The sequence below is a fragment of the Rhodoferax sp. GW821-FHT02C08 genome (assembly GCF_059421805.1).
On record NZ_JBWKVR010000005.1, the window covers coordinates 83,345 to 110,045 of the forward strand.

The following is a 26,701-nucleotide window of genomic DNA, read 5'->3' on the forward strand; positions in this document are numbered from 1 at the left end:
CACCGCGCTTGATCAATTCACCCGCTCAAACATCCAACGCTGAGGGGTACCTTCCGTATTCGTCCATTGCTGGATAAGCGCCCCATCCGCGGAATTCCCATTCACTACGTCCAGCATGAGGCCGCTACCCACGCCTTGGACCTTGAAGTATTGGGAATTCGTATAAATCAACTTCCATTGCTGGTTCGTGGTGCCAATGGCGGGATACGACTTCACCAGAGCCCCTGCCGTGGTGCTGAAATTGAATACATCTGCAACGTTGCCATTAAAACTGGAGGTGAACTGGAAGGCCCCTGACCCAGCGGGGTCCAGTGACCACAGTTGGTCCGGATTGTTGAAATTGGTCCAGCTCCAGATCTCCGCACCGTTGGCTTTAGCTGCGTATCGATTAATGCTCATCACTTTGCCGCTAGCTTGGTTGCGCAAACGATAAAGAATGGTGTCGGTGCCTTCGCCAGAAGGCCGCACCATGGCTGTGCCGGGCACCGAAGGCGCGCCCACAACGATAGTGTCGCCACTCCATGTGACCTTCTGGATTCGCGTAGTACGTTGCTCCCCGCAGCCTTGGCCAGAAGCCGGATTCGCGTGGTAGACCACCCAGTCTTCCGTGCCATCGGGTGACTTCACAAAGGAATGGTGTCCGGTCCCAAAAGCCCCCGGTCCTTTTTGCAAGAAGGGGGTGGGATTTTTGGTCCAGTTGGATGCTACGGTCAGGTCGGAGCCCAAGGGGGCCGTCCATTCGCCGAGTTTGTATTCGTCCGTGCCGCAGTAGCTGGCGGAAAACGTCAAGTGCACTTTATTGCCGTGGACAATAAATTGAGGGCCTTCATTCACAGGGGAGCCCGCGGTTTCCCAAGCCAGGTCCGGAAGGAAGATTTTGGCGCCACGCGTACCTGGCACGATGGTTTTGGGGTCGCTCAACTTCGCTATGGCCAGGTACTGCTGAGATGTACCCGCGGTCTCGGACCACGCCATATAGAGCTGCCCATTGATCTTTGCGACGGTTTGGTCGATTTTCCAGTCTTCATAGGTGTCATTGATCTTCGTAGGCGCACTCCAGGTTCCTACTGTGGGGTCTGCGTTGGTGTTGGTAATGACCCAGATGTGGTTCTTGTTATTCGTATTGCCCGACGCGGAAAAGTAGAGATACCAAACACCATCAAAGTTGTATATTTCAGGTGCCCAAACCAACTTATTAAAGCAATCGGTTCCTGCGCAATATGAGGGTGGTGTCATCACCGTGACCCGTGCGCCTGTGCCTATACCGCTGAGCGTGCGCGACTTGGCAATTTGCAGGCTATTCTGACCTGCGATGGTGTGCACGTAGTAGTAGTACCCATCCGTATGTCGCATGACAAATGGGTCCGCGGAAGAAACGCCTGCTGGGCCAACCGGGTTGATAAAGGTGGTGGACGCAGCGTGAACCGATAACATAGCTGTACAAGCCAATAGAGCTGTGCACGCCGGTCGCACAATGTGCCGCAATTTGGATAAGGTCATGATTACTGTCTCCTAAGAAATAGGCGATCACCGAGAAGTGAATCGCTTGTGGTTGATATTCGAGGTGTTCCGCTTAGAGTCAATTCACCCGCTCAAACAGCCAGCGCTGCGGGGCCAATCCGTTGGGTGCCCATTGCTGAATGATCCCGCCGTTGTTCAAGGTTCCATCCTTGACGTCGAGGTTCAAACCGCTGTTACGGTTTTGCACATCAAAGTACTGCGACGTGGTGGGCAGCAGCTTCCATTGCTGGTTGGTGCTGTTGATGGCGGGATATGACTTCACAGGCACTCCGGGGGTGGTGCCGAAGTTGAAGACATCCGCAACATTGCCATTGAAGCTGGATGTGAAGGTCACATAGCCGGAGCCTGCGGGTTCCAGAGACCACAATTGGTCGCTGTTGTTGAAGTTGTCCCACTGCCAGATGCTGGCGCCATTGGCACTGGCTGCGCCACGGTCGATGCTCATGACTTTGCCACTGGCCTGGTTGCGCAAACGGTACAAAATCGTGGCATTGCCTTCACCGGAAGGGCGGGGCATGGGAGCTCCGGCCGCAGTCGGTGCGCCGATGACCGGAGTGTCGCCGTTCCAGGTTATTTTTTGGATGCGGGTGGTGCGTGAGTCCACACAGCCCTGGCCCGGGGCTGGGTTGCCGTGGTAGACCACCCAGTCCTCGGTGCCATCGGGTGACTTCACAAAGGCATTGTGTCCTGGGCCATAAACACCATTGCCCTTTTGCAGAATTGGGGTGGACGACTTGGTCCAGTTCGCGGCAACGGTCAAGTCCGCCCCTAGAGTAGCGGTCAGTTCACCCAATTTGTAGTCGTCGGTCCAACATCCACTGGCAGAGAAACTCAGGTGCACCTTGTTGCCGTGCAGCAGGAATTGCGGGCCCTCGTTGACGGCGCCGCCCGAGCGCTCCCAAGCCAGCGTCGGCATACTAATGGTGGTAGCACGCACGCCGCTGGCAATCGCTGTGGGGCTGCTCATCTTGGCAATCACCACATGCTGGTCAGTCCCCGCGAATTCAGACCAAGCCATGTACAACTGCCCACTGATATTGGCCACGGTCTGGTCGATTTGCCAGCCGTCAAAGCTGTCGTGTATCTTGATGGGTTGGCTCCAAGTACCGGTGGTGGGGTCGGCACTGGTGTTTTGGATCACCCAGATGCGGTTGCTTCCGCTGTCGTCGCCCGATGCGGAGAAGTACAAATACCAGACGCCATTGATGAAATTCAGCTCTGGAGCCCAGATGTTTTTGGCGTAGCAGTTGTTACCGCTGCAGGCGCCCACCGGGGGTTTCCAAACTGTGGTCACCGGTGCGGCGCCAATACCACTAAGGGTGCGCGATTTGGCGATTTGCAAATTGGTCACACCACCATTGGGCCAACCTTGCGTGGTATGCAAATAGTAGTAAAAACCGTCCGTGTGGCGCATCACAAAGGGATCGGCGGAAGAGACGGTGGTGGGCCCTACGGGATTGATGAACGTTGTAGACGCAGCGTTTGCGGTGAGCATATACACGCATGTCAGCAACGCGGCTGACAATTGCAAAAGTATGTTGTGGCGGGTGAATCGGACCAAGGTGACTTCTCCGGAAAACTACAAGAGACGCCAGAGCACAGACTCCGGCTGATTAAATAGGTAAGAAGGCGCTTGAGAAAAATGAGGAAACTAGTTCTCAGTACCAGGATTAAGGAACTTCATGCCAAAAATCTATAGTTCAGGTCGTGCCACGTTGCGCTTTAGTATTTGCGCTTGGGAAATTCCCGCGACGCGGCGTCCATGCTGAACACGCCTTCTTTGCTTTGAACCCGTTTTGGTATCGGCTTACCTTCCGCGACAAGGCGCACCAAGGTCATAAGCTGAGGGCCTATCAGAGGATTGCACTCTACGGTGACGTTCATCTTGCCTGCGGCCATTGCTTCAAAAGCGCCTCGTACCGCATCGACGCCGATGATCAAAATGTCTTTGGCTGGTTTGAGTCCGGCCTCTTCAATGGCCTGAATCGCACCCAGCGCCATATCGTCATTGTGGGCGTACACCACATCGATCGCGCGGCCTTCTGCTTTGAGAAATGCTGCCATGACTTCTTTACCCTTCTCACGCGTGAAGTCCGCTGTTTGAGACCGAACCACCTTGAACCGTGGCGCAACCCGTATGACCTCGTCGAATCCGCGTTTACGCTCAATGGCGGGCGCTGATCCAGTGGTGCCCTGCAGCTCCACGATGCGAACGTCACCCGAAGTCTTGGCGTTGCGCAATAACCAGCGCCCCGCCCTGCGCCCCTCTTCCGTAAAGTCGGAGCCGAGCAAGGTGACGTAGAGGCCATCGTCACGCGTATCCACACTTCGATCCGTCAAAATTACAGGGATACCGGCACGCCGGGCTTCCAGCAATACGGGGTCCCACCCGGTGGTGACCACTGGTGCAAGAGCTATTACGTCAACACGTTGCTCAATGAAGGTGCGTATTGCCTTAACCTGGTTTTCCTGCTGCTGCTGTGCATCCACAAATTTGAGGCTAATACCCTCCGCGGCCGCGGCCTCTTGAACCGACTTGCTATTAGCTATACGCCATTGACTCTCGGCGCCCACCTGGACGAACCCCAGAACCAGTTGGCGTGCCCGCGCAGGCCCCGCCAGTGAGAGTCCGGACAAAAGACCTACCAGGGCGCATTGACGTCGCGTAATCATGTTGATTTCTTTACTTAACGGACAAACTTTTGATCCGAGGTGATCATGGTGAGATCGACATAGGTCGATCCGTTATGGTTGCTGGGCGAAAAGTGAACGGTGTAACCGCCCAAGTCGTAGGGCTGCAGCGATTCCATGGCCTTGATGAAGGAGGTGCGCGTGGGGTTGCTTCCGGCCTTGCGCAATGCTTCTACAACGACCTTTGCCGCGATATACCCTTCCAGGGAACCAAAGCCGGGTTCGCCCTTTACCTCCGCCAACACCTTTTGGTAGTTGCGGACCAGCGCATTGTTGCCATTCCAAGGGAAAGGAACGACCTGGGAAATTTGGACTCCGCGCCCACGCTCCTCCAGCTCGCGCGCCAGAACCTGGCTCCCCACAAAGGATGTATTCCATAGCAACGGCGGCGGGTCCAGCTTCTGCATCTCACGGATAAAAGCCACGCTGCCGGAGTAGGCAGCCATCATCACCACGGCCTGTGGTTGGGCGGCGCTGATATCGCGTACAGCTTTGCCCACATCGATTCCATTTCTCTCGACCGAGCCGCTGGCCACTAGCGACAAACCCATCAACTTGACGGCTTGCTCCACCCCTTCCAGCGCCGCTTTGCCGTTCGCATCATCTTCATGAAACACCGCGATCCGCTTCATACCCACGGTGCTCAAATGCCGAACAATGGCTCTCGTCTCATCAAAGTAGCCTGCGCGCATATTGAAGACATGGGGATTGAAAGGCACCCGAAGTACCTCTGCACCAGTGAATGCCGCTAAAAATGGAATCCCGCTCTCATTGACCAGAGGCAGCACGGCCTGGCTTGCGGCGCTTCCCACATAACCCATGAGGGCAAAAACTTTATCTTCCTGAATCAGGCGGCGCGTGTTCTCAATAGTGCGTTCGGGTTCGTACTTGTCATCGAGAATCCGCAACTGGATTTTTCGCCCATACACGCCGCCATCTCTGTTGACTTCATAAAAATGCAGATTGGCGCCAAAATTGAAATCCACACCCAGTTGCGCGGCAGGGCCGGATAGTGGAGCAGACTGCCCAAAGACAATGGGGCCGCCTACCGCATTTTCGGCATGGATGCCCAAGGGGAACGCAAGGATCCCCCCCAGCAATACCCATCTACTTTTATGGAGCTTTCGCAGAACCGAGGGGAGCCCCCCCGTGTTCACGCATTTGGCAGCTATTCGCCGTATGAAACCTACCGTCATTGTTGTCTCCTGCAATTAATCTTATGGAATACCACTCCATCCCTGGTCTCTAATGGACTATTGAAATGGGGATGTGTTTTGGCTGCGAATCCCTACTATTTGCAGAGTCCAAGCGGTAGCAATGAATGCCGGAGCAAGGCTCCGGCGGGTGGGAAAGATGGAATAGCGACTTACCGCTTACGGCGCTAACTCAAGCACCCATTTCTGGGCGTCCAAGCCGTTGTCTGGCCATTGCCGGATGTTGGCGCCGTTGGCCGGCGAGGCATTGATCAAATCCAGAGCTTTGCCGCTGTGGCGCGCAATCAATTTGTATGTGGACGGGCCCACGTTGACGATGCTCCATTGCTGGTTGGTGGCACCGGTCGAGGTGGAGATATCGACGTTGGCGCCATCTGTCGTGGCAGCACCGGTCACATTCAACGCTTTGCCGGAGACCACGTTAATCAACTGGTAGTAGCCATTGCCCAGGTCGGTGATGGTCCAACGCTGTGCGGTGTTGCTGAGGTCTTCCCATTGCTGCACATTGTTGCCATCGGCCGTGCCAGCGTTGGCATCGTCCAGAACCTTGCCACTGCTGCGATTGGTCAAGCGGTAGCGGCCGCCGGACTGCAGTGCTGGCAACAGTTCAATACGGTCGAGCTCGGCATTGCCGGCACCTTTGGCAATGCGCACGGTGTTGGCACCTGCATTGAGTGTTACGTTGATTGAGGTGCTGCGGTAGCTGACCCAACCGTCTCCAGCGTAGTAGGGATAGTTCAAGGTCGTATTGGCGCCCCCGTTCACGCTCACCAAGTGGGCCGCGGCAGCCTTGGAACCGTTGTCATACCGCGCCGCCAGCGTGTAGATGCCAGCGGTTGGCACATTGACTGCAAACTGAACATAACTGCTGCTGGTGTCTATATAGCCGACTTTCTTGCCGCCGGTGGCACCGGCGTCACTCACGACCTGCGCGCTCACCACCGTAGCGGCTTCTGCCTCATAGCTGATGGGGTCCACTTGCAGGTAATCGACCTCTGCAAAATTGCTGTTGTAGGTCAGCGTGACGGTGTTGCTACCGGCATTGAGATTGGTATTGACGGTGACCGTGGAGAACGTGCCCCAGCCGGCCATGGGTGGATAACTCACGACCGTGGCTGCGCCGCCATTGACCGTCATTTTGTGGGAGGCCGTTGTGCCGGAGCCATTGGCAAACCGAATGCTCAAAGCATAGGCACCAGCCACGGGCACTTGGACATTGTCGAAACGTACAAAACTGGTCGCATCGTTGATGTTGCCCACGTCTTTTCCATTGGAGGCATTGGCATACGACATGACACTTGCCAAGCCACCCCGGGTCGCGTATTCCGCTTCAAAGCGGTTGTCCCCCGCCGGAGTAGGCATCACGGTGCCGGTGGAAACCGGCACACCCAATACCGGCTTGCCCGTAGCCGCATCCCACGTAAATTTCTGGATGCGCATACTGCGCTGGTTGCCGAAGCAGGTATTCACCGTGCCATCCGAGTAAGCGTGGTACATCAGGTAGTCCTCGGTCCCATCGGCCGACTGCACAAATGCGTTGTGGCCAGGGCCATAGACATTAGCGCTAGGGTTGGACTGGAAGACCGGGGTAGACGATTTACTCCAGGAGGCCGACGACAGCAGGTTGCTGGTGTCGGACGCGGTAACCAAGCCCATCACGTAGCGTGGATCGCAGGAGCTAGCCGAGTAGCTGATGAAGATCTGGCCGTTGCGTTTGATGACTTCAGGCCCTTCGTTCACCAAATAGCCTTGCTGTTCCCAGGCCAGGTTGGGCGTGGTCACCAAGGTCTGGGTGCTGACGTCCATATGCAAAGGATCGTTCATCTTTGCAATGTAGACATTGGAGTTGATGTTGTTGCTGCCCGCAGGCTTTTGCGCCCACACCAGATACTGCACATTGTTGTGCGTGAAAGTGGTGGCATCCAGCGTAAAGCTGTCCCACGCCGTGGTAATGCGGCCATCCTCCACCCAGGTACCGGTGGTTGGGTCTGCGGCGCTGTTTTCCAGTGCGTAGAGGCGCACATTGAAGGCATTGCCAGACTCACCAGCGGTGAAGTAGACGTACCACTTGTTGTTGATGAAGTGAATCTCGGGTGCCCAGATGTTGGCGCCCATGATGCCGCTGGCATGCTTGGTCCAGATCACCACCGGTGTGGCGCTGCCAATGCCTGTCAGGGTGCGTGACTTGCGCAGCTCCAGCCGGTCAAACTCCGGCACGGTGGACATGTAGTAGTAATAGCCGTCTGTATGTTTGTAGACCCAGGGATCGGCACGGTGCAGCAAATTGGCATTGCGAAAGTGCATCGCATTGGCGCTGCCTTGTACCTCGGCGTATGCGCCGCCGAGGGTACAAACGAGCAGCAGTGCCACATTCAGGCATGCCGTAGCAATTCGTTTTAGAAAACGAATCCTCATATTTTTGTCTCCTGCATGATTCTTATAAGTTGGATATATGTAAAAACCTGGGGTATCCACAATCAAGTCCAACACATTTTTTCAGCTTCGAAATACGGATAAAAGCCGCCATTTCAAATGCTGCGGCGATAGTAGTGATTAAGGAAAGAGCACACCAATAAATTATTGGGTGAGACCCATACCAAAATGCATCAATTCATTAACAATGGACTGACCGCATATAGGTGTTCTATTTAGGCATCAATATGTATGACTAGGGGGTTTTACCCACATGCGTATAAATACAGCCCATATTGACCAAATAAGCCCAGTTGGACTCGAGAAATTTCGTATAAGAAGCTGGCTTGGTGTCAACGACCAATTATTTAGTCGGCCCTGCAAAACCCCGGCGGCCCGCGTAAATACTGGGTTTTCGCCAGTTCCGCTTGGTGCTTGACCCCTGGAGAATCATCAAATCAGATTTTGATTCTTGGGGTTTTTGCAGATGTCCGAGACCGATTTCTTCCGCCAGCCGCAGATCGAAACGGCTCTGGCCCCACACTTCACCCGCCAGGTGCGCGCGGGCAGCGCTGTCGCGCAAGACGACCTGTTTGACTCCTCTGTGCAGGTCGCCGGCGCTGGCTTTGTCGCAGCCGGTCGCCCCGACTTCCCATCCGCTTGATGGCCAGGCTGCTGTACCTCAAGCATGCCTACAAGCTCAGCGACGAAGAACTGGTGGAGCGCTGGGCTGAGAACGTGGTTTGGCAGCACTTCAGCGGCATGAGGTTCTACGAGCCGCGCCTGCCCTGCGATGCCACACAGATCGGGCGCTTTCGCTCGGCCATCGGTGAGGCAGGCGTGGAAGAGTTGCTCAAGGCCACCATCGATACGGCAGTGTCCTCCAAGGCCATCAAACCAGCCGAGTTCCAGCGGCTGATCGTGGACACCACGGTGCAGGAGAAGGCGATTGCGCACCCGGTGGACTCGCGCTTGCTGGAGATCGCGCGCCACAAGGTGGTGGCAGCGGCCAAGCGGCTACGCAAAGTAGTTAAACGCCAGCGTACGATCCTGGGGATCGTGCTGCGCGAGGTGGGGTGCAAGATCGAAGAGGCCAGCCAGGCAACAGCGCTCGCGCTGACCTGCTTGCGTACGCTGATGCAACGCGCCGAGCGCATCCGCAGCCAACATCCCAAGGACAAAAACAAGCTGTACGCCTTGCACGCCCCCGAGGTGGAGTGCATCGGCAAAGGCAAGGCCCCAAAGCCCTACGAATTCGGCGTGAAGGTCAGCGTGGCAGTCACGCACAAGCAGGGCCTGATGGTGGGTGCGCGCAGCTTTACTGGCAACCCCTACGACGGCCATACCTTGGCCGAGCAACTGGAGCAGGCGACGATTCTGACCGAGGACACCGGGGCCAAGCCCAAGCAGGTGGTCGTGGACCTGGGCTTTCGGGGCGTGGATGCGACCAACCCGGGCGTTGAGATCATTCACCGGGGTAAGTTCAAGAGCTTGACCGATCAGCAGCGACGCTGACTCAAACGCAGGCAGGCGGTGGAGCCGGCCATCGGGCACTTGAAACATGACAACGCCATGGACCGGTGCTGGTTGCAGGGCGCAACGGGCGATGCGTTCGCAATGGCCACGCGCGCGCGGGACAGCGGCTTGAGTCAGTAGGTCCGGTTGCCTTGGTGAATTTTGCATGGCCGACTATTTACATCAGGTCAATTAATCTGCCTCAAGAATTGCTCAAGAATGATGCAGGCTGCGGCGGCATCGGCGTCCTTCGCCCCCATTTCCAGCGCTTCCGTGGTGCTGTAGCGTTCGTCCACCTCGAACACCGGCAAGTTGAAACGGCCGCGCAGCTGCCGTGCGAACTTCTGGGCACGCCGGGTGTTGTCGTGCGCAGCGCCGTCCGGGTGGAAGGGCACGCCGACCACGATGGCGTCGGGCTGCCATTCCTTGACGCGGGCGGCGATGGGGATGAAGCGAGCATCGCCTTCGGCGTTGATCGTGCCCTGCGGCGTTGCGGTGCGGGTGAAACGGTTACCGACTGCGACGCCGGTGCGCTTTTGACCGTAGTCAAAAGCCAGGAAGGATTGCAAATTGGCGGGAACGGCTACCGGCTCGGTCATGCATGCCCTGCTTCGGGGGACAGCATCCAGGCCTGCAGACCCAGCAACATTAAAGCCTTGTCGTAGCGCTGCTCGACCGGGGTGTCGAAGATCACCGACAGATCGGCTTCCACCGTCAACCAGCTGTTTTCACCCAGCTCGGCCTCCAGCTGGCCCTCACCCCAGGCGGAATAGCCCAAGGACACCAGCACACGGCGTGGGCCGGCACCGGTAGACAGAGCTTCGAGTACGTCCTTGGAGGTGGTCATCTCCAGCCCGCCGGGAATGGCCATGGTGGAGGCGTAAACCGACTCGGTAGGGTCCACATCGTCGGCGACAAAGGCCTCGTGCAGCACAAAGCCGCGCTCGGTCTGCACCGGGCCGCCCTGGAATACGGGGCTGTCGCTCAGATCAGCGCGGCGCAGCGGCAGCTCGACCTTGTCAAACAGGGCTTGAAGGCTGATATCGCTGGGTTTATTGATCACCAGGCCCATCGCGCCGCGCGGGCTGTGCTCACACAGGTAGACCACGCTCTTGGCGAAGGCATCGTCCTCCAGCCCGGGCATGGCAATCAGGAAGTGATGCGTCAAATTCATGGGGGATGCATCAGGGGTCATGCTGCCATTTTAAAACAGCACGCATATCCCTCCACGAGGCGCCATGCCCCTATCCAGGGATGCTATGGGACCAGCTTTATAGGGCCCTAGGGTTTGCCCCTGCCTGTAGTCAATTCCCGCCGCATGTCGATTTTGAACAAGTGCACGTCCGCACGGCGCAAGGTGGCACACAGGTGACATCGAACAATAGGTGCAGATTCATTGGACCCCCACGAGAAACCCATGCGCGGCCAAAACTACTCACTCTGGAGCCTGCTCAAGCACGGCTTTAAAAACCACCAAACCTGGGAACCGGCCTGGGAACGGGTGGCCCTGAAACCTTCTTACGACGTGGTGATCGTCGGTGGTGGCGGGCACGGCCTGGCCACCGCCTACTACCTGGCCAAGAACCACCCCGAGGTCGGCAAGATCGCGGTGCTGGAAAAAGGCTATTTGGGGGGCGGCAACACCGCGCGCAACACCACCATCGTCCGCTCCAACTACCTGTGGGACGAATCCGCAGCCATCTACGAGCATTCGCTGAAGCTGTGGGAAGGCCTGACCGAGGACCTGAACTTCAACGTAATGTTCAGCCAACGCGGCGTGTTCAACCTGGGCCATACCCTGCAGGACATGCGCGACATCGAGCGCCGGGTCAACGCCAACGCGCTGCAAGGCATCGACGCCCACGTACTAAACGCCCAGGAAGTCAAAGAAAAGATCCCCCAGCTGGACTGCAGCCGCAGCCGCCGCTACCCGGTGTTGGGCGCCAGCTGGCAGCCGCGCGCCGGCATCGCACACCACGACGCTGTGGCCCGTGGCTTTGCCCGCGCCGCCAGCCGTCTGGGCGTGGACTTGATCGAGGGTTGCGAAGTCACCGGCATGGACATCCAGGGTGGCAAGATCCGCGGCCTGCAAACCAACCTGGGCGCGGTCAAGACCGACCGTGTGGGTTGCGTCGCTGCCGGCCACTCCTCGGTGCTGGCCAAGATGGCCGGCCTGCGCATGCCACTGGAAAGCCATCCGCTGCAGGCCTTTGTGTCGGAATCCATGCAGCGCGTGATCGACACCGTGATCATGTCCAACGCAGTGCACGGCTACCTGAGCCAGTCCGACAAGGGCGAGCTGGTGATCGGTGCCGGCATCGACAGCTACCTGGGCTATGGCCAGCGCGGCAGCCCGCACGTCATCGAGCACACGGCCGCAGCCATCATCGAACTGTTCCCGCAGTTCTCCCGCGTGCGCATGAACCGCCAATGGGGCGGCATTGTGGACGTGACGCCCGACGCCTGCCCGATCATCTCCAAGACCGCGGTGCAAGGCCTATTCTTCAACTGCGGCTGGGGTACCGGCGGCTTCAAGGCCACGCCGGGCTCGGGCCATGTGTTTGCCGACATGCTGGCCCAGGGTGAACCCGGCCCGCTATCCAAGGCTTTCTCCGTAGACCGTTTCCTCACCGGCCATTTAATCGACGAACACGGCGCCGCTGGCGTCGCACACTGATATGTTTTTACTGCACTGCCCCCATTGCGGCGAAACGCGGGACGAAGAAGAGTTCAGCAACGCCGGTGAAGCCTATATTCCCCGCCCAGCCCAACCCGAAGCCGTGGACGATGCCGTCTGGGGTGACTACGTATTCTTTCGCAAGAACACCAAGGGCTGGTTCTGGGAACAGTGGCAGCACACAGCGGCCTGCCGCAAGGTGTTTGCCGTCAAACGCAACACCGCCACCTACGAGATCGCCGGTACCTGGACCCTGGCCGAAGGCAAGGCGCTGTTCCTGGCAGACATGGCCAAGGAGCACGCAGCATGAGCGGCACCCGAGTCCCCCAAACCGGCACGCGCATCGACACGACGCGCACCATTAGATTCACGTTTGACGGCCGCGACTACACCGGCCACCCCGGCGACACGCTGGCCTCCGCCCTGCTGGCCCATGGCGTTCGTCGCATGGCACGTAGCTTCAAATACGGCCGTCCGCGCGGCATCATCGGCGCCGGCGCAGAAGAACCGAATGCGCTGGTGCAGCTGGGCGTCGGCGCGCTGACCACGCCCAACGTCAAAGCCACCCAAGCCGAGCTGTACGACGGCCTCAGTGCCAGCTCCACCTCGGGCTGGCCTTCGCTGGACTTTGATCTGAAGTCGGTATTGGGCCAAGGCTCGCGCTTCATGCCAGCCGGTTTTTACAGCAAGACCTTCAAGTGGCCGCAAAAGCTGTGGCCCCTGTATGAAACCGTGATCCGCAAGTTCGCCGGTTTTGGCGACGCGCCCACCGAGCCCGATCCCGAGCACTACGACCACCTGCACCACCACGTGGACGTACTGGTGGTGGGCGGCGGTGCCTGCGGCCTGCTGGCCGCGCTGCAAGCCGGTCAAGCCGGTCTGAAGACCGTGCTGCTGGACGAGCAAAGTGAAATGGGTGGCTGGCTGCTGTCCGACCCGACTGCACAGATTGACGGCCGCAGCAGCGATGCCTACATCCGCGCCGTGTTGGCAGCTCTGCATGACATGCCCCACGTCACCGTGCTGCCCCGCACTACTGCATTCGGCATGTACGAACAAAACCTGGTGCAAGCCGTGGAACTGGTGCAAGACCATATCGCCCCGGAACAGCGCCAGGCCCATCTGCCACGCCACCGCCTGCATAAGATCCGCGCCCACCACGTGGTGCTGGCCACGGGTGCCATCGAGCGGCCCCTGGTGTTCGGCAACAACGACCTACCCGGCGTGATGACCGTGTCTGCAGGCCAGACCTTTCTGCAGCGCTACGGCGTGCGCGTCGGCCAGCGGATTGTTATCTGCGGCACCAGTGACCTGATCCACGACTGCGCGGAAGGCCTGGCCAAGGCTGGCGCCAACGTCACGGTAGCTGATGTGCGCCACGGCGCTGTAGCCCGCAACAGTAGCTACAAAGTGATGGCCGGCCACGGGATTTCCGAAGTCACCGGCGGCAGCGAAGTCAAGGGCGTGCGCCTGGTGCCACTGCACGCCACGCGGGACGAAGTGGCCGGTGCCAGCACCCATATCGCCTGCGATGTGGTGCTGAGCTCGGGTGGCCTGTCGCCCACAGTGCATCTGTTCTGCCATGACGGCAGCCGCCCCACCTGGGACGAGGCGGTAGCCGCCTTCGTCGCGCCGAGCCAGGGCCGTAAAGGCGTGGCCTGCGTCGGCTCCGTGACCGGCGCATTTGAACTCTCTGCCGCGCTGGCACAAACCACGCGGGCCATGCAACAGGTACTGGCCCACTGCGGCAAGCCCCAGGGTCTGCAGGTGCCCACCTGCAGCCAAGCCAAACGCATGCCGGCCCGCCCCATGTTCCGCCTGCCCGATGGCAAGCAGGAAGGCGCTGGCGCCAAAGCCTTTGTGGACTACCAAAACGACGTCAGCGCTGCCGACATCGAGCTGGCCGTACGTGAAAACTACCACTCAATCGAGCATGTGAAGCGCTACACCGCGCTGGGCTTTGGCACCGACCAGGGCAAGCTGTCGAACGTGAACGGCTTCGTCATCACCGCCCGCGCCCTGAAGCGCCCGGTGAATGAAGTCGGCACCACCACCTACCGCCCCGCCTACACCCCGGTCAGTCTGGGTGCGCTGGCCGGCACCATGACCGAAGAGTGCTTTGACCCGAGCCGCTACACCGCCATCCACGCGTCCCACGTGGCACGCGGTGCCGCGCTGGAGCCGGTCGGCCAATGGCTGCGCCCCTGGTACTTTGCCAAGCCCGGCGAAGACCTGCACGCCGCGGTGAACCGCGAATGTCTGGCGGCCCGCAATGGCGTGGCGGTGATGGACGCATCTACCCTGGGCAAGATCCAGATCGACGGCCCGGATGCTCGAGAGTTCCTGAACCGCATCTACACCAATGCCTGGACCCAACTGGCCGTCGGCAAATGCCGCTACGGCCTGATGCTGGACGAAAACGGCATGGTGATGGACGACGGCGTAACGGCTTGCATCGAGCAAAACCAGTTCTACATGACCACCACCACCGGCGGTGCCGCGCGTGTGCTGAACTGGCTGGAGCGCTGGCACCAGACCGAATGGCCAGAGCTGAAAGTGTGGATGACCTCGGTGACCGACCACTGGTCCACCATCGCCCTGGTTGGCCCCAAAGCCCGCGCCGTGCTAGCCAAGCTGTGCTCGGACATCGACCTGTCGGCCGAGAACTTCAAGTTCATGGACTGGCGTCCTGGCACGGTGCACGGCCTGCCGGCCCGCGTGTTCCGCGTCAGCTTCTCGGGTGAGTTGTCCTACGAAATCAACGTCGAGTCCGGTTACGGCCATGCCCTGTGGGAGGCTGTGATGGCCGCCGGTGCCGAGTTCGACATCACCCCTTACGGCACAGAGACCATGCACGTGCTGCGCGCCGAAAAGGGCTTCATCATCGTCGGCCAGGACACCGACGGCTCGATGAGCCCGCTGGATCTGGACATGGCCTGGGCCGTCGGCATGAAGAAGCCCTTCAGCTTCCTCGGCAAGCGCTCACTGGCCCGCAGCGACACGGCCCGCGAAGGCCGCAAGCATCTGGTCGGTCTGCTGCCCGAAGACCCTACCACTGTATTGATCGAAGGCGCGCAAATCATGGAAAGCGCCACGGTTGCCAACAGCAACCAGATGCTAGGCCATGTGACCTCCAGCTACCACAGCGCCTTCCTGGGCCGTTCGATTGCCATGGCGGTCGTGATGGGTGGACTGCAACGCAAGGACCAGACCCTGTACGTGCATGCGCATGGCAAGGTCACGCCGGTCAAGGTCAGCAGCAGCGTGTTTGTGGATGTGAAAGGTGATCGTCAAAATGTCTAAGGTTCTGTTGGAATCTCCGCTGCACGCCTTTGGCCTGTCGGCCCGTGTGCAAACCCCGAGCAGCAGCGACCGCATCGTGCTGGCCGAACTGCCCCACATGGGCTATTTGGTGCTGCGCGGCAAACCCGATGACGCCGCCTTCATGCAGACCGTAGCCGGTGTGCTGGGCCAGACGCTACCGACCCAGCCCATGACCGTGCTGAGCACCGATGCAGGCGCTGTGCTCTGGGTATCGCCCGACGAATGGCTGCTGGTGTGTAAGCGCTCGCGCCGCGACAGCCTGCTGGCCGCGCTGACCAGCGCAGTGCAAGGCCAGTTCGCGCAAATCGTAGACAACAGCGGAGGCCTGACCTCCATGCGCCTGGCCGGCCCCGACCACATCCAATTGCTACGCCAGCTCGGCCCATATGACTATGAGAGCCTGGCCGTGGGCCGCTGTGCCAGCACTGTGGTGTCCAAGACCGGACTGACTGTGATGCGCACCGACACCACTGGCGTGGTGCTGTTGTTCCGCCGCAGCTTTGCCGACTACACCTGGCGCCTGCTGGAGCGCACGGCACGGTCGTACCGGCCATGCATCACCAGCCCGGCGCAATGCGCCGACCCCGTGTTCACACCTTTGTTTGAAACCGTTTGAAAAGCTTTCACCATGACCACTGAAGCCTTCTTCTCTACCGGCGTAGCCCAGGCCGACCCTGCAGTCAGCGTCGCCATGGACCACGAACTGAAACGCCAGCGCGAACAGATCGAACTGATCGCCTCGGAAAACATCGTCTCCAAGGCCGTACTCGAAACCCAGGGCTCGGTGCTGACCAATAAGTACGCTGAAGGCTACCCCGGCAAGCGCTACTACGGCGGCTGCGAGCATGTGGATGTGGTCGAGGCCCTGGCGATTGAGCGCCTATGCAAGCTGTTCGGCTGTGAGTTCGCCAATGTGCAGCCGCACTCCGGCGCGCAGGCCAACACGGCCGTCATGCTGGCCCTGGTACAGCCCGGCGACACGGTGTTGGGCATGTCTCTGTCGGCTGGCGGCCATTTGACGCACGGCGCCAAGCCCGCACTGTCGGGCAAGTGGTTCAAGGCCGTGCAGTACGGCGTGCGCCGCGCCGACTCGCTGATCGACTACGACGAAGTCGAAGCCCTGGCCATCGAACACAAACCCAAACTCATCATCGCCGGCTTCTCAGCCTACCCCCGCACCATTGACTGGGCGCGCTTCCGCGCAATCGCCGACAAGGTAGGCGCGCTGCTGATGGTGGACATGGCCCACGTGGCCGGCCTGGTTGCCACCGGCGTCTACCCCAGCCCGGTGCCGCATGCGCATGTGACCACCTCCACCACCCACAAAACCCTGCGCGGCCCGCGCGGCGGTGTGGTGCTGACCAATGACGCCGAGATCGCCAAGAAGATCAATTCCGCAGTATTCCCCGGCTCGCAAGGCGGCCCGCTGATGCACGTCATCGCCGCCAAAGCTGTGGCCTTTGGCGAGGCACTGCAGCCCAGCTTCAAAGCCTATACCCAGCAGGTTGTGGCCAACGCCAAGGCCCTGGGCGCCGTACTGAAAGCCGGTGGCCTGGACCTGGTGACTGGCGGCACCGACAACCACCTGCTGCTGGTCGACCTGCGCCCGCTGGGCCTGAAGGGCAACACCACCGAAGTGGCGCTGGAGCGTGCCGGCATTACCTGCAACAAGAATGGCATCCCATTCGACGACGAGAAGCCGACCATCACCTCCGGCATCCGCGTCGGCACCGCTGCCGGCACCACCCGCGGTTTTGGTGTGGCCGAGTTCGAAGAAGTCGGCCGCCTGATGCTGGAAGTCTTCAACAGCCTGAAGACCAACCCCGCCGGCGACGCCGCGACCGAGGCCTCGGTCTACGCCCGCGTCAAAGCACTGACCGCCCGTTTTCCTCTGTACGCATAAAGGACACGCACCATGAGCACCCTGCACCAAGACTCCATCGTCATAGACGGCCTCATCATCGCCAACCTGAACCGCAGCGTATTTGAAGACATGAAGAAAGGCGGCCTGGCCGCTGCCAACTGCACCGTCTCCGTGTGGGAGGACTTTCCAAAGACGGTGGACAACATTGCCCAGCTGAAACAGCTGATCCGCGACAACAGCGATCTCGTCACCCTGGCGCGCAACACAGCGGACATCGTCAAGGCGAAAGCCGATGGCAAGACCGGTATCGTCCTGGGCTTCCAGAACGCCCATGCCTTTGAAGACAACCTCGGCTACATCGAGGCCTTCCACGACATGGGTGTGCGCGTGGTCCAGCTTTGCTACAACACGCAAAACCTCGTGGGCACCGGCTGCTATGAGCGCGATGGCGGGCTCTCCGGCTACGGCCGCGAAGTCATCGCAGAGATGAACCGCGTGGGCATCATGGTGGACCTGTCGCACGTCGGTAGCAAGACTTCGGAAGAAGCGATCCTGGCCTCCACCAAGCCCGTGGCTTACACCCACTGCCTGCCCCTGGGCCTGAAGGACCACCCGCGCAACAAAAGCGACGCCGAGCTGAAGTTCATCGCCGACCACGGCGGCTTCATCGGCGTGACCATGTTCTCACCCTTCCTCAAGCGCGGCAATGAGTCGACCGTGCACGACTACGTCGAGGCCATCGACTACGTCATCAACATTGTTGGTGAAGACTGCGTGGGACTGGGCTCTGACTTTACCCAGGGCCACGGCCATGAGTTCTTCGACATGCTGACGCATGACAAAGGCCGCTGGCGCCGCCTGACCAACTTCGGCGAGGTGATCAATCCCGAAGGCATCCGGACCATCGGCGACTTCCCCAACCTGACGACTACGATGCAGCAATCCGGCTGGTCCGATACCCGGATCACCAAGGTACTGGGCGCCAACTGGATGAAATTCTTCGACCAGGTCTGGGGCACCTAAGACCCACCACCCACTGTTTCCCGCCCCTTCGCATTCCCTATCCACAACCAGGAGTTAGCTGCTATGACCGTTTCGTTCTCCCCTCGCAAACGTCGTGAATTCCTCACACAGACTTTGAGTCTGTCCGCATTAGCCATGTCCGGTGGCGCCGCCTTTGCCCAGGCCAAACCCACCATCAAGATCGGTTTTGTCGATGGCTGGTCGGACAGCGTCGCCACCACCAATCTGGCGGCCGCCATCATCCGCAGTAAGCTGGGCATGAATGTGGAGCTGGTGCCCCTGGCTGCCGGCATCATGTGGCAGGGTGTGGCGCGCGGCGACATCGACGCCACGTTGTCGGCCTGGCTGCCTGTGACGCACGAAGCCTATTTGGCCAACTTCAAGGACAAGGTACAGATCATCGGCACCAACTATCCAGGCGCCAAGATCGGCCTGATCGTGCCGGAATACGTCAAGGCCACCAGCCTGGCAGACCTGAATACCCACCGCGCCGACTTTGACAACCGCATCGTCGGCATCGATGCCGGCGCCGGCGTGATGAAGAAGACTGAAGAGGCCATCAAGGCTTATGGCCTGGAAATGCGCTTACAGCCCAGCTCAGGCCCGGCCATGGCTGCCGAACTGGACCGCGCCTACCGCGCCAATAAAGCGATTGCTGTGACCGGCTGGATTCCACACTGGATGTTTGCCAAGTACAAGCTGCGCTTCCTGGCCGATCCGAAGAACGTCTACGGCGCCGAAGAGCATGTGGACAGCGTGATCAACCCCGGCTTGAACACCAAGGCACCCACGGTTGTAGCCTTCCTGAAAAAGCTGTCCTGGAAGCCAGAAGAAATCGGCGCCGTGATGCTGGCCGTAGAAGGTGGAGCCAAGCCTGCCGACGCCGCCGAGAAATGGATGAATGACAACACTGCCCGTGTTGCTGGCTGGTTGGCCTAAGCATCCCGTTCGATCCATTTTTCAGATAGCAAAGGCTGTGTCGCAATGTTGAAGCAGACGATTTCTTTCAAACGCCTGGTGCCTTGGGTGCTGGGTTTGGGGTTGGCGTTTTCCGCCCAGGCCCAGACAGCGTTGAAACATTGGCCGCCCGAGGCTGCGACACAGCTGGAGAGCCTGATCCAGGCTAATGCCAACAAGGGGGCGTTTGCGGTGTTCGACGCCGACAACACCACCTACAACAATGATCTTGAAGAATCCCTGCTGCCGTTTCTGGAAATGAAAGGCATTCTGAGCCGCGACAAGCTGGACCCTGCACTCAAGCTGATTCCATTCAAAGACATAGCCGGCCACAAGGAAAGCCTCAACAGCTATTACTACCGCCTGTGCGAAATCGACGACCAGGTCTGTTACCCCTGGGTGGCCCAGGTGTTTTCGGGTTACACCCTGCGCGAACTCAAGGGCTGGATTGACGAGATGCTGGCCTCCGGCCAGCCAATCCCCGCGACCTACTACGAAGGCACGACGGTCAAGACCATTGCCGTTAAACCGCCCAAGTTCTATCCCGGCATGCAAGAGCTTTACAACAAGCTGATGGAAAACGGCATTGAGGTCTACGTCGTAAGTGCCGCCAGCGAGGATCTGGTACGCATGGTCTTGGCAGACCCTCAGTACGGCTACAACGTCAAGCCACAAAACGTCATCGGTGTCGGCCTGCAGCTGAAAGACCGAAAAACTGGCGAAATCACCAATACGCGCAAACTGATTGCGGCCAAGAAATACGACCCCGCAGCCTTACTTGACCATGAACTGACCCCGGCGCTGTGGGCACCGATGACCTGGTTTGAAGGTAAGCAAGCGGCCATCTATACCTATATCGACGAATGGAAGAAGCCCATTCTGGTCGCGGGCGATACCCCGGTCAGTGACGGCCCCATGCTGTTTCGCGGTACTGACGTAGAGCGCGGTGGCCTGCGCGTCTGGGTGAACCGCAAAGACAAATACCTGGTGCAGATCCAAGCCATGCAAAAGAAGAATGCCGAAGCCCAGAAGGCCCAAGGCCTGCCCGTGACAGCCGACCGCAACTGGGTGGTGGTCAAGTCGGATCAGATCCAGTAAGCCCACGGCTGCGCATTTCCCTTTCCCTACAAAGAGATCCCCCATGAATCCCCAACTCCCCATTGAAGTCAACGCTGACACCGGCGTCTGGACCACCGACGGCTTGCCGATGATTTACGTGCCTCGGCACTTCTTCGTCAACAACCATGTCGAAACCGAAGCCGTAGTGGGGCGCGAGGTGTATGCACCGGCGCTATACAAGGCCGGCTACCGCTCGGCCTACTTCTGGTGCCAGCAGGAAGCTGCCACCCACGGCCTCTCCGGCATGGCTGTGTACGAGCACTACCTCAAACGCCTGTCGCAACGCGGCTGGGGCCTGTTCTCCTTCATCGAGGCCGATGCCGCCACCGGCCACGCGCAAGTGAAGCTGGAGCATTCGGTGTTCGTGCTGGCACAAGGCATTGCCGGCGTGCCAGTGAACCACAGCAAGGTCTGCTATCTGTTCGCCGGCTGGTTCTCCGGCGCCATGGACTGGGTACTGGAGACCAGCGGCTCAGCGGTGCGCACCACCAGCACTGAAACCCAATGCGCGGCAGAAGGCCACAGCCACTGCATCTTCACCGTCAGCCCCCTTTAATTATTTCCAGCAGAGCCCGCCATGCGCTACCCGCATTTGTTTGAACCGATCCGCCTGAACCAGGTGCTGCTGCGCAACCGCATCGTCAGCACGGCGCATGCCGAGGTGTATGCCGAAGGTGGCGTTCCTACCGAACGCTACATCCGCTACTACGAAGAGAAAGCCAAGGGCGGCGTGGGCCTGGCGATTTGTGGCGGCTCCAGCCCGGTATCGCGCGATAGCCCCTGGTCGTGGTGGAGCTCGATCAACCTGGCCAAGGGCTCGGTGATCGAACCCTTGAGCAAACTGGCAGAAACCATGCACAAGCATGGCGCCAAGATCATGATCCAGGCCACCCACATGGGCCGACGCAATGCCTGGCATGGCTTTGACTGGCCGCACCTGGTCAGCCCCTCGGGCATCCGCGAGCCGGTGCACCGCGGCAACGCCAAGACGATTGAGATCGAAGAAATCCGCCGCATCGTGGCCGACTACGGTCGCGCCGCCAAGCGTGTGAAGGATGCAGGACTCGACGGCATCGAAATCTCCGCCGCCCACCAGCAGCTGGTCGACCAGTTCTGGAGCCCGCGCGTGAACCACCGTACCGACGAATACGGCGGCAGCCTGGAAAACCGCCTGCGCTTCGGCATGGAAGTGCTGCAAGCCGTGCGCGAACAGGTCGGCGCCGACTTCTGCGTGGGCATGCGCATGTGCGGCGACGAATTCCATGAAGACGGCATCAGCCACGAGATGGCGAAAGAAATCGCCCAGGCGATGAGCGAGAGCGGCCTGATCGACTTCCTCAGCGTGGTCGGCTCCGGTGCCGATACGCACAACACCCTGGTCAACTGCATGCCGCCGATGGCGCTGCCGCCCGAGCCCTTTGTGCACCTGGCCGCCGGTATCAAGTCCGTCTCCAAGGTTCCGGTGATGCACGCCCAAAGCATCCGCGACGCATCGCAGGCCGAGCGCATCCTGGCCACCGGCATGGTCGACATGGTCGGCATGACCCGGGCCCAGATCGCCGACCCCCACATGGTCATCAAGATCCGCGACGGCCGCGAAGACCAGATCAAGCAATGCGTGGGTGCCAACTACTGCATCGACCGCCAGTACAACGGCCTGGATGTGCTCTGCATCCAGAACGCCGCCACCAGCCGCGAAGAAACCATGCCGCACGTGATCGAAAAGACCACCGGCAAGCGCCGCAAGGTCGTCGTCGTCGGCGGCGGCCCGGCCGGGCTGGAGGCAGCTCGCGTGGCCCGTGAGCGCGGCCACGACGTGGTGCTGTTCGAAAAGAACGCGTTGGTAGGCGGCCAGGTGAACCTGGCGGCCAAGCCACCGAAACGAGAGCAGATGGCCGGCATCATCCGCTGGTTCGACATGGAAACCCTGCGCCTGGGCGTGGACCGCCGTTTGGGCGTGGCCGCCACCCAGGAGATGATCCTGGCCGAGCAGCCCGACATCGTGGTGCTGGCCACCGGCGGCCTGCCGCACACCGGCCAGACGCCCGCCTGGGGCGCAGCCGAAGGCCTGTGCGTCAGCGGCTGGGACATCCTGTCCGGCGCCGTCGCCCCCGGTGAAAACGTGCTGGTCTACGACAGCATCAGCACCCATGCGGGCACCGGCGTGGCCGACTTCATCGCCGCACGCGGCAAGCTGGTGGAGATCGTCACCCCCGACGTGAAGGTGGCCGACGACGTGGGCGGCACCACCTTCCCGATCTTCTACCGCCAGCTGTATGCCAATGCCGTAATCCAGACGCCCAACTTCTGGCTGGAAAAGGTCTACCGCGAAGGCGACAAGCTGATCGCCGTGCTGAAGAACGAATACACCGAGGCGCTGGAAGAGCGCGCCGTGGACCAGGTGGTGGTCGAAAACGGCATCCTGCCGAACGACGGCCTGTACTGGCAGCTCAAGCCCTTGTCGCTGAACAAGGGCCAGACGGACATCGAAGCGCTGTATGACGCCAAGCCGCAGCCCGGCCTGAGCGAAACCACCGGCAACGGCAGCTTCCTGCTGTACCGCGTGGGCGACTGCGTCTCCATGCACAACATCCACGCCGCGATCTACGACTCGCTGCGCCTGTGCAAGGACTTCTAAGATGCTGCAGCACCTCGTAAGCACGGTCTTCTGGCTGGCAGTCCTGGGCCTGGCCTGGGGCCTAGCGCGCCGCGCTCTTATATGGAAAACAGGCCGTTCGAGCACAATAGACCTGCGCGGGCTGCTACAAATACCGAAGCGCTACTTTGTCGACCTGCACGACGTGGTGGCGCGCGAGCCGTTTGTCGCACGGGCCCACGTCGGCGTGGCCGGCGGTGCCATCCTGGCGCTGGCGCTGGTGGCTGTGAACTACGGCCTGGGCCTGTACTGGCGCAGCCTGGACGCGGTGCTGCTGCTGGCCGGCCTGATGATGCTGGCCGGCGCCATCGCCATGGCCTCGCGCCGCCGCCAGGCCCCGGCCCGCCTGTCCCAAGGCCCATGGAGCCGTCTGCCCTATTCGCTGATGCTGTTCGCGCTGGCCGTGGCCCTGGTGGGCGTGGTGGCCTTGACCGGCACCGCGCTGGCGCCTTGGTTGGCCGGCCTGATCAGCCTGGCGTTTGCCGCCGGCGCCGCCGAACTGGCGCTTGGCATAGGCCTGGGCGGGCCCATGAAGCATGCGGTCGCCGGCCTGCTGCACCTGGGCCTGCATCCCCGGCCGGAGCGCTTTGGTGACAAACGCTTCGCCACGGCCCTCAAGCCCCTCACGCTGACCGCGGACGACATGGGCGTGGGCAAGCCGGCCGATTTCGCCTGGAACAAGCTGCTGTCGTTTGACGCCTGCGTGCAGTGCGGCAAGTGCGAAGCCGCCTGCCCGGCCTTTGCCGCCGGCCAGCCGCTGAACCCGAAGAAGCTGATCCAGGACCTGGTGGTCGGCATGAGCGCCAAGAGCGACGCGAACTATGCCGGCAGCCCGTATCCGGGCCAGAAGGTCGGCGAGCATGCGGGCGCACCGCACCTGCCCATCGTCAACGGCCTGATCAATAGTGACACGCTGTGGTCCTGCACCACCTGCCGCGCCTGCGTGCAGGAATGCCCGATGCTGATCGAACATGTGGATGCCATCGTCGACATGCGCCGCCACATGACACTGGTCGGTGGCGTGGTACCGAACAAGGGCATGGAAGCACTGGAACAGCTGCGCGACACCGATACCGTCGGCGGCTTCCCGCTGGCGGCCCGCCACCACTGGGCGGCCGACCTGAACGTGCCGGTACTCGATGTCGGCGGCCAGACCGACTGGCTGGTGCTGGTGGGCGAAGGCGGCTTCGACATGCGCTACCAGCGCACGCTGCGCGCCTTCATCAAGACGCTGCAAAAGGCCGGGCTGAAGATCGCCCTGCTGGGCGCGGCAGAAACCGATTGCGGTGACCTGGCACGCCGCCTGGGCGATGAGGCCGGCTTCCAGCGCCTGTCGCAACGCCTGATCGCTACCCTGAAGACCCGCGGCTTCATGCACATCGTGACGCCCGATCCGCACATCTTCCATTCGCTGAAGAACGAGTACCCGGCCATGGGTGGCCACTTCGACGTATGGCACCACACCCAGCTGCTGGCCGAGCTGCTGGCCAAGGGCCAACTCAAGCCCACGCGCGCCGGCAGCCTGGAGGCCGTGACCTACCACGACCCCTGCTACCTGGGCCGCTACGGCCGCGAGGTGGATGCACCGCGCTCCGTGCTCAAGGGCATAGGCATCAAGGTGGTGGAGATGGAACGCAGCCGCGAACGTGGCCGCTGCTGCGGCGGCGGTGGCGGTGCACCCTTCACTGACATCCCTGGCAGCACCCGCATACCGGACATCCGTATGCTGGATGCCAAAACCACTGGCGCGGGCATCGTCGCCGTGGCCTGCCCCAACTGCACCGCCATGCTGGAAGGTGTGGTCGGCCCACGCCCTGAAGTGCGGGACATTGCCGAGCTGGTGGCCCACGCCCTGGAGGTTGCATGAACGCCCCTATGCATTCCGCCGTGCCGCGCATCGACCCGCGCCGCCCGGCCATCATCACGCCCGCCGGCCTGCGTCGCATCGTGCTGGGCAGCAGCGAGGGCGAGCGCCTGGCCAACGGCCGCTCGGCCCACCACGCTGCGGCCAAGCCGGTGCGCAGCGCTGGTCCGTTCAACCAGACCACCGTGGTGGTCACCCATGCCGAGCGCGGCGCATTGACCGATGGTGCACGCCAGGCGGTTGCGGCTGCAGCCATATTGGCCTCGGCCCAGGTCGAAGTGGTGGTGGCCGTGCTCGGCGCCTGCCATGACGATGTCGCAGCGCAGGGCGCAGACCGCATGCTGGTCCTGGAAGACCTGGACTCCGGCCGCTACCAACCTGGCGCCTGTGTGGCCTGGCTGCAAAAGCTGCAAGCATTGCTGCAACCCGCGCAATGGCTGTTTGCCGATGCCGGCGCCGATGGGCAGCTGGGCCGACGCTTCGCCGTCAGCGCCGGACTGGACCTGGTCTGCAGCGTGGCCGAGCTGGCTGCCGACAAGCTGCGTGTACCTGCCAATAGCCACCAAGACTGGCTGCGCCCACATGCCCCGGTCATGCTGCTAGCCAAGAACGTTGCCAGCACCAAGCTGCCGTTTGTGGGCCTGGGTAACCAGGAATCAGCGCCACCGCTGCCGGCCGTGGTGGAGCTGGGCATCGAAGACATGGGCGTGCAAGCCGGCGACCCACAAACCCTGGCGCTGGAAGAAGCCGATTTCATCCTGGCTGCCGGCAATGGCGTAATCGATGTGCCGCTGTTCCACACCCTGGCACGCGAAGTGGGTGCCGCCGTGGGCGCATCGCGCGTGGCGGTGGACGACGGCCGTTTCACCCGCGCGCAGCAGGTGGGTGCCACCGGCAAAACCGTGTCGGCCTCGGGCTATCTGGCGCTGGGCATCTCGGGCGCGGTACAGCATTTGCAAGGCATCAAGGATTGCCGCCACGTCATCGCGGTCAACCTGGACGCATCCGCCCCCATTTCCCGCCGTGCGGACCTGACGGTGGTGGAAGACAGTGCCGCCCTGATGCAGGCCCTGCTGGAACTGGTTCGCCAACAGAAGGAGGGGGTATGAGCGATATCACCGTACTGGTCGCTGCCCGCACCCACGCGGTCAGTGGCAAATCCACCCGCAGCCGTGCCGATGCAACGGCAGCAGCCCTGGCCTTGGGCTTGCCCGGCACCGTGCGCTTGCTCACCGCAGGTAGCATGCCGGATGCTGTGGCCCGCGACTATCTGGCGCTGGGCGCCACCCAGCTGGAAATTCTGGAATCGGATGCCGATACCTGCGATGTGTTGTTGCCTGCCTTGCACAACATACCCTGGGTCCTGGCGGGCACACGTCCGGAGTCCGAACAAGGCACAGGCGTTTTGCCTTTTGCGCTGGCTACCGCGCTGGGCCGCCCGGTGATCACCGATGTGCTGGCGGTGCAAGTCGACGGCAAGGCCTGGATCATCACCCAGGCACTGCCCAAAGGCGCACGCCGCCGCTTGCGTGTCACCCCACCTGCCGTGCTGGTCATCAGCGCCGCAGCACCTGTCACACTGCGCCACTCGTTGGCGGATGCGATGGCCGGCACAGTGGTACGCACATCCGTGTCAAACACCGCCGCCAGCAGTGCACCGCAAGGCCAGTTGGTGCCCCGCACGCTGCGACGCAAATTACTGGAAGCCCGCACCGTGCAAAGCGGCCACGCCCGTATGCTCGGCGCGATTGAGTCGCCCTCTACAGGCGGCACCGTGCTGCAAACCGGTACCCCCCATACGAAGGCGCAGGCAGTTCTGGACTACCTGCGCACCCACTCTCTTGTGCATTTTTAGGAGACGCCC

The 26,701-nt window shown here is 61.0% G+C and carries 20 protein-coding genes and 1 pseudogene; 14 read left to right on the forward strand and 7 right to left on the reverse strand.

Annotated features, from left to right (window positions below):
* Positions 1 to 12 precede the first annotated feature (12 nt).
* The 5 genes from AC07VY_RS07800 to AC07VY_RS07820 form a co-directional block, all read right to left on the reverse strand.
* On the reverse strand, positions 13 to 1,500 hold the full coding sequence (locus tag AC07VY_RS07800) for a family 43 glycosylhydrolase (RefSeq protein ID WP_495097099.1): 1,488 nt from the start codon (positions 1,498 to 1,500) through the stop codon (positions 13 to 15).
* 79 nt (positions 1,501 to 1,579) lie between these two features.
* The gene (locus AC07VY_RS07805) at positions 1,580 to 3,016 is read right to left on the reverse strand and encodes a family 43 glycosylhydrolase (protein WP_495097098.1); all 1,437 of its coding nucleotides are present in this window, start codon (positions 3,014 to 3,016) and stop codon (positions 1,580 to 1,582) included.
* A gap of 227 nt (positions 3,017 to 3,243) precedes the next feature.
* Positions 3,244 to 4,194 carry an ABC transporter substrate-binding protein gene (locus AC07VY_RS07810; RefSeq protein WP_495097097.1) on the reverse strand — a complete coding sequence of 317 codons (951 nt, stop codon included), beginning with the start codon at positions 4,192 to 4,194 and terminating at the stop codon, positions 3,244 to 3,246.
* Between the two features lie 14 nt (positions 4,195 to 4,208).
* A complete protein-coding gene (locus tag AC07VY_RS07815) occupies positions 4,209 to 5,285 on the reverse strand; it encodes an ABC transporter substrate-binding protein (protein ID WP_495097096.1) in 1,077 nt (358 codons plus the stop codon).
* A 300-nt stretch (positions 5,286 to 5,585) separates the two neighbouring features.
* The gene (locus AC07VY_RS07820; protein ID WP_495097095.1) at positions 5,586 to 7,841 is read right to left on the reverse strand and encodes a family 43 glycosylhydrolase; all 2,256 of its coding nucleotides are present in this window, start codon (positions 7,839 to 7,841) and stop codon (positions 5,586 to 5,588) included.
* A gap of 484 nt (positions 7,842 to 8,325) precedes the next feature.
* Here AC07VY_RS07820 and AC07VY_RS07825 point away from each other — a divergent pair.
* Positions 8,326 to 9,449: pseudogene (locus AC07VY_RS07825) on the forward strand (transposase); the annotation flags it as partial.
* 92 nt (positions 9,450 to 9,541) lie between these two features.
* Here AC07VY_RS07825 and ruvX read toward each other — a convergent pair.
* Together ruvX and AC07VY_RS07835 are read right to left on the reverse strand one after the other, a co-directional pair.
* A complete protein-coding gene (ruvX, locus tag AC07VY_RS07830; RefSeq protein ID WP_495097094.1) occupies positions 9,542 to 9,952 on the reverse strand; it encodes a Holliday junction resolvase RuvX in 411 nt (136 codons plus the stop codon).
* Positions 9,949 to 10,548, reverse strand: a complete 600-nt coding sequence (locus AC07VY_RS07835; RefSeq protein ID WP_495073773.1) for a YqgE/AlgH family protein — start codon at positions 10,546 to 10,548, stop codon at positions 9,949 to 9,951. Before AC07VY_RS07835 ends, ruvX begins: the two co-directional genes overlap by 4 nt.
* A 222-nt stretch (positions 10,549 to 10,770) precedes the next feature.
* Here AC07VY_RS07835 and AC07VY_RS07840 point away from each other — a divergent pair, with 222 nt between their 5' ends.
* From AC07VY_RS07840 to AC07VY_RS07900, 13 genes are all read left to right on the forward strand, one after another.
* A complete protein-coding gene (locus AC07VY_RS07840) occupies positions 10,771 to 12,030 on the forward strand; it encodes a sarcosine oxidase subunit beta family protein (RefSeq protein ID WP_495097093.1) in 1,260 nt (419 codons plus the stop codon).
* A 1-nt stretch (position 12,031) separates the two neighbouring features.
* The gene (locus AC07VY_RS07845) at positions 12,032 to 12,340 is read left to right on the forward strand and encodes a sarcosine oxidase subunit delta (protein WP_495073775.1); all 309 of its coding nucleotides are present in this window, start codon (positions 12,032 to 12,034) and stop codon (positions 12,338 to 12,340) included.
* Positions 12,337 to 15,333, forward strand: a complete 2,997-nt coding sequence (locus AC07VY_RS07850) for a sarcosine oxidase subunit alpha family protein (RefSeq protein ID WP_495097092.1) — start codon at positions 12,337 to 12,339, stop codon at positions 15,331 to 15,333. Before AC07VY_RS07845 ends, AC07VY_RS07850 begins: the two co-directional genes overlap by 4 nt.
* On the forward strand, positions 15,326 to 15,970 hold the full coding sequence (locus tag AC07VY_RS07855) for a sarcosine oxidase subunit gamma (protein WP_495097091.1): 645 nt from the start codon (positions 15,326 to 15,328) through the stop codon (positions 15,968 to 15,970). The genes AC07VY_RS07850 and AC07VY_RS07855 overlap by 8 nt, the downstream gene beginning before the upstream one ends.
* Positions 15,971 to 15,982: 12 nt before the next feature.
* Positions 15,983 to 17,257: a serine hydroxymethyltransferase gene (locus AC07VY_RS07860; protein ID WP_495097090.1), complete on the forward strand. Its 1,275-nt coding sequence runs from the start codon at positions 15,983 to 15,985 to the stop codon at positions 17,255 to 17,257.
* A 12-nt stretch (positions 17,258 to 17,269) separates the two neighbouring features.
* Positions 17,270 to 18,241, forward strand: a complete 972-nt coding sequence (locus tag AC07VY_RS07865) for a dipeptidase (RefSeq protein ID WP_495097089.1) — start codon at positions 17,270 to 17,272, stop codon at positions 18,239 to 18,241.
* A 63-nt stretch (positions 18,242 to 18,304) separates the two neighbouring features.
* Entirely contained in the window at positions 18,305 to 19,180 is an 876-nt protein-coding gene (locus AC07VY_RS07870; protein ID WP_495097088.1) for a glycine betaine ABC transporter substrate-binding protein, read from the forward strand.
* A gap of 45 nt (positions 19,181 to 19,225) precedes the next feature.
* On the forward strand, positions 19,226 to 20,296 hold the full coding sequence (locus AC07VY_RS07875; RefSeq protein WP_495097087.1) for an HAD family hydrolase: 1,071 nt from the start codon (positions 19,226 to 19,228) through the stop codon (positions 20,294 to 20,296).
* 43 nt (positions 20,297 to 20,339) lie between these two features.
* A complete protein-coding gene (locus tag AC07VY_RS07880; protein ID WP_495097086.1) occupies positions 20,340 to 20,873 on the forward strand; it encodes a DUF5943 domain-containing protein in 534 nt (177 codons plus the stop codon).
* 21 nt (positions 20,874 to 20,894) lie between these two features.
* Complete coding sequence (locus AC07VY_RS07885; RefSeq protein ID WP_495097085.1) at positions 20,895 to 22,955, forward strand: oxidoreductase; 2,061 nt, start codon at positions 20,895 to 20,897, stop codon at positions 22,953 to 22,955.
* Position 22,956: 1 nt separating this feature from the next.
* Entirely contained in the window at positions 22,957 to 24,840 is a 1,884-nt protein-coding gene (locus AC07VY_RS07890) for a (Fe-S)-binding protein (RefSeq protein WP_495097084.1), read from the forward strand.
* On the forward strand, positions 24,837 to 25,946 hold the full coding sequence (locus tag AC07VY_RS07895) for an FAD-binding protein (protein ID WP_495097083.1): 1,110 nt from the start codon (positions 24,837 to 24,839) through the stop codon (positions 25,944 to 25,946). The genes AC07VY_RS07890 and AC07VY_RS07895 overlap by 4 nt, the downstream gene beginning before the upstream one ends.
* Positions 25,943 to 26,692, forward strand: coding sequence for an adenine nucleotide alpha hydrolase family protein (locus AC07VY_RS07900; RefSeq protein WP_495097082.1), 750 nt, complete (start codon positions 25,943 to 25,945; stop codon positions 26,690 to 26,692). Before AC07VY_RS07895 ends, AC07VY_RS07900 begins: the two co-directional genes overlap by 4 nt.
* Positions 26,693 to 26,701 lie beyond the last annotated feature (9 nt).

Bases quoted from the DNA above. Each gene is read 5' to 3' on its own strand.
- AC07VY_RS07835 (WP_495073773.1), bottom strand. From the start codon at position 10,548: ATGACCCCTGATGCATCCCCCATGAATTTGACGCATCACTTCCTGATT.
- AC07VY_RS07880 (WP_495097086.1), top strand. From the start codon at position 20,340: ATGAATCCCCAACTCCCCATTGAAGTCAACGCTGACACCGGCGTCTGG.
- AC07VY_RS07840 (WP_495097093.1), top strand. From the start codon at position 10,771: ATGCGCGGCCAAAACTACTCACTCTGGAGCCTGCTCAAGCACGGCTTT.
- AC07VY_RS07860 (WP_495097090.1), top strand. From the start codon at position 15,983: ATGACCACTGAAGCCTTCTTCTCTACCGGCGTAGCCCAGGCCGACCCT.
- AC07VY_RS07865 (WP_495097089.1), top strand. From the start codon at position 17,270: ATGAGCACCCTGCACCAAGACTCCATCGTCATAGACGGCCTCATCATC.
- AC07VY_RS07805 (WP_495097098.1), bottom strand. From the start codon at position 3,016: ATGCTCACCGCAAACGCTGCGTCTACAACGTTCATCAATCCCGTAGGG.
- AC07VY_RS07845 (WP_495073775.1), top strand. From the start codon at position 12,032: ATGTTTTTACTGCACTGCCCCCATTGCGGCGAAACGCGGGACGAAGAA.
- AC07VY_RS07855 (WP_495097091.1), top strand. From the start codon at position 15,326: ATGTCTAAGGTTCTGTTGGAATCTCCGCTGCACGCCTTTGGCCTGTCG.
- AC07VY_RS07885 (WP_495097085.1), top strand. From the start codon at position 20,895: ATGCGCTACCCGCATTTGTTTGAACCGATCCGCCTGAACCAGGTGCTG.
- AC07VY_RS07895 (WP_495097083.1), top strand. From the start codon at position 24,837: ATGAACGCCCCTATGCATTCCGCCGTGCCGCGCATCGACCCGCGCCGC.
- AC07VY_RS07850 (WP_495097092.1), top strand. From the start codon at position 12,337: ATGAGCGGCACCCGAGTCCCCCAAACCGGCACGCGCATCGACACGACG.
- AC07VY_RS07890 (WP_495097084.1), top strand. From the start codon at position 22,957: ATGCTGCAGCACCTCGTAAGCACGGTCTTCTGGCTGGCAGTCCTGGGC.
- AC07VY_RS07810 (WP_495097097.1), bottom strand. From the start codon at position 4,194: ATGATTACGCGACGTCAATGCGCCCTGGTAGGTCTTTTGTCCGGACTC.
- AC07VY_RS07875 (WP_495097087.1), top strand. From the start codon at position 19,226: ATGTTGAAGCAGACGATTTCTTTCAAACGCCTGGTGCCTTGGGTGCTG.
- AC07VY_RS07820 (WP_495097095.1), bottom strand. From the start codon at position 7,841: ATGAGGATTCGTTTTCTAAAACGAATTGCTACGGCATGCCTGAATGTG.
- AC07VY_RS07900 (WP_495097082.1), top strand. From the start codon at position 25,943: ATGAGCGATATCACCGTACTGGTCGCTGCCCGCACCCACGCGGTCAGT.
- AC07VY_RS07870 (WP_495097088.1), top strand. From the start codon at position 18,305: ATGACCGTTTCGTTCTCCCCTCGCAAACGTCGTGAATTCCTCACACAG.
- AC07VY_RS07800 (WP_495097099.1), bottom strand. From the start codon at position 1,500: ATGACCTTATCCAAATTGCGGCACATTGTGCGACCGGCGTGCACAGCT.
- ruvX (WP_495097094.1), bottom strand. From the start codon at position 9,952: ATGACCGAGCCGGTAGCCGTTCCCGCCAATTTGCAATCCTTCCTGGCT.